The sequence below is a fragment of the Chitinophagaceae bacterium genome (genome assembly GCA_007695095.1).
Taxonomy (GTDB): Bacteria; Bacteroidota; Bacteroidia; order Chitinophagales; family REEL01; genus REEL01.
In genome coordinates this window covers 1-4,656 of record REEL01000030.1, presented here as the reverse complement: position 1 = coordinate 4,656, position 4,656 = coordinate 1, and the positions used below count along the sequence as shown (strand labels likewise).

The 4,656-nt window shown below is 32.7% G+C and carries 4 protein-coding genes; 3 read left to right on the top strand and 1 reads right to left on the bottom strand.

Translation table 11 applies throughout. The features are described 5' to 3' along the window. Positions 1-1,445, top strand: a 1,445-nt coding sequence (locus EA412_00575; GenBank protein ID TVR84033.1) for a T9SS C-terminal target domain-containing protein, incomplete at its 5' end; no start/stop codon positions are given. Between the two features lie 235 nt (positions 1,446-1,680). Here the strand turns inward: EA412_00575 and EA412_00570 are convergent. Beyond that, the gene (locus tag EA412_00570; protein ID TVR84032.1) at positions 1,681-3,315 is read right to left on the bottom strand and encodes a hypothetical protein; all 1,635 of its coding nucleotides are present in this window, start codon (positions 3,313-3,315) and stop codon (positions 1,681-1,683) included. 212 nt (positions 3,316-3,527) lie between these two features. On the opposite strand from EA412_00570, the gene EA412_00565 reads away from it, so the two are divergent. Further along, entirely contained in the window at positions 3,528-4,307 is a 780-nt protein-coding gene (locus EA412_00565) for a TIGR02757 family protein (GenBank protein ID TVR84031.1), read from the top strand. A gap of 27 nt (positions 4,308-4,334) precedes the next feature. Beyond that, positions 4,335-4,634, top strand: a complete 300-nt coding sequence (locus tag EA412_00560; protein ID TVR84030.1) for a hypothetical protein — start codon at positions 4,335-4,337, stop codon at positions 4,632-4,634. Positions 4,635-4,656 lie beyond the last annotated feature (22 nt).

Here is a 4,656-nt window from a genome sequence, read left to right as displayed (position 1 = left end):
TATGCGCAGGAAGTGATCAGCCCTGGTTACAAGTTAGTAGCCCGAACCCTGATTATGTTTTCTCCTGGGCACCTATAAATTCAGTATCAGCGGCCACCGGTGATTCTGTTCAGTTAACATCTACCAGTGGACAACATAATATAACTGTTTCTGCAACAGATCCGAACACAGGATGTAATGCAGTACCTAAAACTTTCTCAGTAACTATATTACAGGAACCTACTGTATCACTTACTGCGTCAGAATCGGCAATTTGTAGTGGGGAGGATGTGATTTTAGATATTGATGCATCTATAGTAATAGGTCCTAATTTAGATGCACCATTTACACTTAATTGGTTTGATCCAACATTGGTCAATAATCCGGATTCAATCGTTACTACCGCAAATCCAACTGAAGAAACGACTTATAGCTTGTATATAACAGATGCTCTTGGAGCCGGTTGTACAAGTGATACCGTTTCAGTAACAGTAGGTGTAAATGAAATCCCTGTAGTTGATTTGGGACCCGATCAGGATGTTTGTTTAGATGAAATTGTATTACTTGATGCCGGAAATGATACTTTAGATATCTTATGGTCAACCGGTGAAACAACGAGTACAATAGTGGCTGATGATTTGGATAATACTTATTCGGTTATAGTCACTGATGCAATTGGATGTTCTGCAGTAGATACCGTTACTATTAGTTCAATACCTGTTCCGGCTACAGGCATAGATCCATTTGTGACAGCTTGTGAAAACGAATCATTTGTATTGTCAGCAGCTTCGGGCTTAGCCTCTTATAACTGGACCGGAGATATTACATCAACGGATCAGGAAATTAGCTTCGCTGCCGGTGATTTAGCTGCCGGAGTATATAACTATGAGATTGAAGTTATAAATAATGAAGGATGTAATGCTATAGATAGCGGTATGGTTGAGATATATGATACGCCAATTGCTGACTTAGGACCTGATACACTGATTTGTTTAGATGAATCGATAATCTTGGACGCCGGCTTTGATGGTGTAACGTATCAATGGACCGGTCAACAGTTAAGTTCAAACAGAACTATAACAGTAGATGGAGAAATTCTGGGTCTGGGTACATTTACCTACAATCTGACGATTACCACACCTGAAGGTTGTGAATCAACTGATCAAATTAATGTTCAGGTAGATCAGTGTATCGGAATAGCCGGTGTTGATGAAAACAGATATGGAATCAATTCATATCCGAATCCAACTGCTGATAAAGTATATTTGGAAGTATCAAATTTAGATAGTGAAGAATTATACTACTACGTTCACGATGCTTTAGGCAGATCGATTAGTGATTTGTCGGGAAGGATTGTAAACACTATTACTGAAATTGATTTATCAGAATTAGCTAGTGGTGTTTACTTTATTAAAGTAATTGAAGATAACGCTTCAGTATACCATGATAAAGTAATTCTTAAATAATAGATTTCATAATTGTAAAAATAAAAAGGGTTGGCTCAGTTTTGAGCCAACCCTTTTTGCTTTAAGCGAAGCTTAAAAGAAGCTTTTAAAAAGTAGAATTTCAGCGTTAGCTTATGTAGTTTGTATTACCACATTTTTCCGGGTTTTGTAAGTGTCCGATTTTCCCTACTAAGCTATATTCAGGCATTTTCTTGGCTATAACTTTATGATTTATTCGAAATAGAACAGCTTTTAATCAATACCTTAATCTTCCGGGGACTAATCTTGGGAATTCCCTATGGCGTATTACAGTAGCCGGAAGTTCTTTTTTCAAAGCATTAACATGCATTTCTTCTGTGTTATTGAAACTAATGTCTAATTCTTTTAAGTTTTTCATCGGTTTTAATAATTGCAATTGATTATTAAGGTTTAGACCGGTATTAAAACTTAAATCTAAAAATTCAAGATTGCTTATTTGGGTAAAGGATTGTGGTATCTGTCTAATTTCATTTGCTTTCAGGTTTAGGTAAGTTAGATTATTCAAATCTCCAAAATTTTCCGGTAAACTTCCCAGTAAATTGCCTCTGAGGTCTAATACTTCCAGATTCTGCAAGCTATTAAAACCGGTAGGTAACTGCTCTATGACCTGATCGCTTAAATACAATTCTCTTAAGTTTTTTAGCTGAGCAATTGAGTTTGGCAGTGCAGACATTTTGTGCGTATGCAGTGTAAAAAAATCTGCTCTTGCATTTAAAATTTCCAAATTTTCAAAATCGCCAATCCATTCCGGAAGCATACTGATTCTATTATTGTTCAGGTATAATTCTCTCAAAGTTTCTTTAGCACCTGAAAAGTCGGGTAAGTTTTCTAGATGATTCCAACTTAAATCCAGCACCTCCAGGTGACGCATGTTTCTCAATGTATTTCTAAAATTTGAAATAACATTACCACTTAAATCCAGAGTTTTTAAATTTGTTAGTTCTGAAAATCCATTTGGTAAGGATGTGATTTGATTCATGTTTTTACCCAGAAATAAATAACCCAAATCCAAGTGCTCCAGATTTTTTAAATAACTTATTGATTGGGGAATCTGACTTATTCTGTTTCCATTCAGATTTAAAGACTTCAGCATTGAAAGGTTTTTCAGGTTTCTTGGTAAAATTTCTATGTTTGATTGAGCTATTGAAAGGTTTTCAAGAGTATTTATATTTACCAAAGTATTTAAAAGGCGCTCCAGATTAAGACGTGGATTTCTGTCGAGGATTAAAGTTTCTAAAGAATGGATTTGATTAACCTCAGCAGGTAAATTTACCAGCACATTGCCGGTTAGGTTTACATCTCTTAAAGAACGGAGACCTCCAAATTCAGAAGGTAATTCAAATAATTGGCAATAAGCTAAGTTTATCTTTTCTAATTCAGGTAATTCAGAAAGAATTTTAAAAGTACTTTCCATTATTAATCTGGGATTATTACTTAAATCTATCTCTTTTAAATTCTTTAAGTTTCCTAATTCAGGTGGTAATGATATCAAAGGATTATATCTAAAGCTCAAAAACTCCAGCTGCTGTAAATTTTCAATATTTTCAGGTATTACCTGATACCTGCCCCATACCAGATGTAATCTTTTTAGGTTTGGCAATAGGCTTAAGCTGTCAATTCCATCTCTTAATTGCTGAATTTCAGTTTTGAAAAAAATCAATTCCTCAAGGTTTTCCATTCTAAAGATTTCCTGAGGCAATCGGTTATATTTTTGGTGTGAAAGCTGTAATCGTTTAACTGATTTAGCGTCTCTTGCTGCATCTTGTAAATTTGTATAAAGTTTTTCGTTTTCAAGTCCTGAGGCTATTAAACAACTGAATACAAAGGGTAGTAGAAGCAAATATTTTTTCATTTTACAAGGTCTTTATGTTCAATAATATTTTTAAAATTAACTTTTCATTTGGTCAAAATTGCGTTATTTTTATTGCCTTTAAGTATGCATGCTAAACTTTACATTACCTTTAACTCTCTGCAAATAAATGAATTTTTATTTCCAACAAAGAAAACGTTTTATTTTTGTACTAATTGGACGAAAATACTTAAAAAATCGCTACAAAGACCGAAATGAATTTTGAAGATGTAAAGAATTTACTAGATTCTAAAACTGAATTATATAACAACCATGCATTTATTGAAAATGACCCTATACAGATCCCACATAAATTTGTAGCCAGGGAGGATATTGAAATATCAGGTTTTTTTGCCGCTATTTTTTCATGGGGCAATAGGAAAACCATCATAAATAAATCTAATGAATTTTTGAAAATGATGGATAATGCTCCTTGTGATTTCATAAAGAATTTTTCTGAAATTGATTTAAAACCTTTTCTGACTTTTAAACACAGAACATTCAATGCAGATGACGCATTATTTTTTTTAAATTATTTCCAGGAATTGTATAATACCAAAGGTACACTTGAGCAAAAGTTCACAAAAGGAATAAGCATTGAGAACCACTATCAAATGGAACAAGGATTAATTGATTTTTATAATGACATAATTTCTAAATCTTATTTCATGAAAAGAAATGGGAAACACATATCAACTCCGGATAAAAATAGTCGCTGTAAAAGAATTTTAATGTTTTTGCGTTGGATGGTTCGTAAAGACAATAACGAAGTTGACTTTGGAATTTGGAATCAAATATCTTCTTCAGCACTTTTTTGTCCTTTGGATGTACATGTAGAATTTGCAGCCAGACGATTATCTCTTATTAGTCGTAAACAAAGTGACTGGAAGACAGTGAAAGAACTCACAGCTAATCTTGTTAAATACGATAAAACAGATCCTGTAAAATATGATTTTGCTCTCTTTAATTTAAGTAAAGAAGAAAAATTTCGTTAATTAATTATTTGTTAATAAATTTTACACATGAATTCAAAAGAAATATTTGATCTTGTTGACAATTTTTCAAAGCTTGAAAATAAAGAAGCTGATTTTTTAGATATTGAATTAATCTTAGCTGAAAAATTGAAAGAGATTTATTTTAAAGATAGAAATACCTTTTTTAATATTTTGTACAGAATAGATGTGGACGAATCAAAATCAATGGAAGCACTTCAAAATATTGATGAGAAAAAGGCTTTCGGCACTTTAGCAAGAATTATTATTGAACGGCAAATTCAAAAAAATAATAGCAAAAGAAATAATGACTGGGAATTCGATATTTAAAAATTATTATTTGAAATTAAAA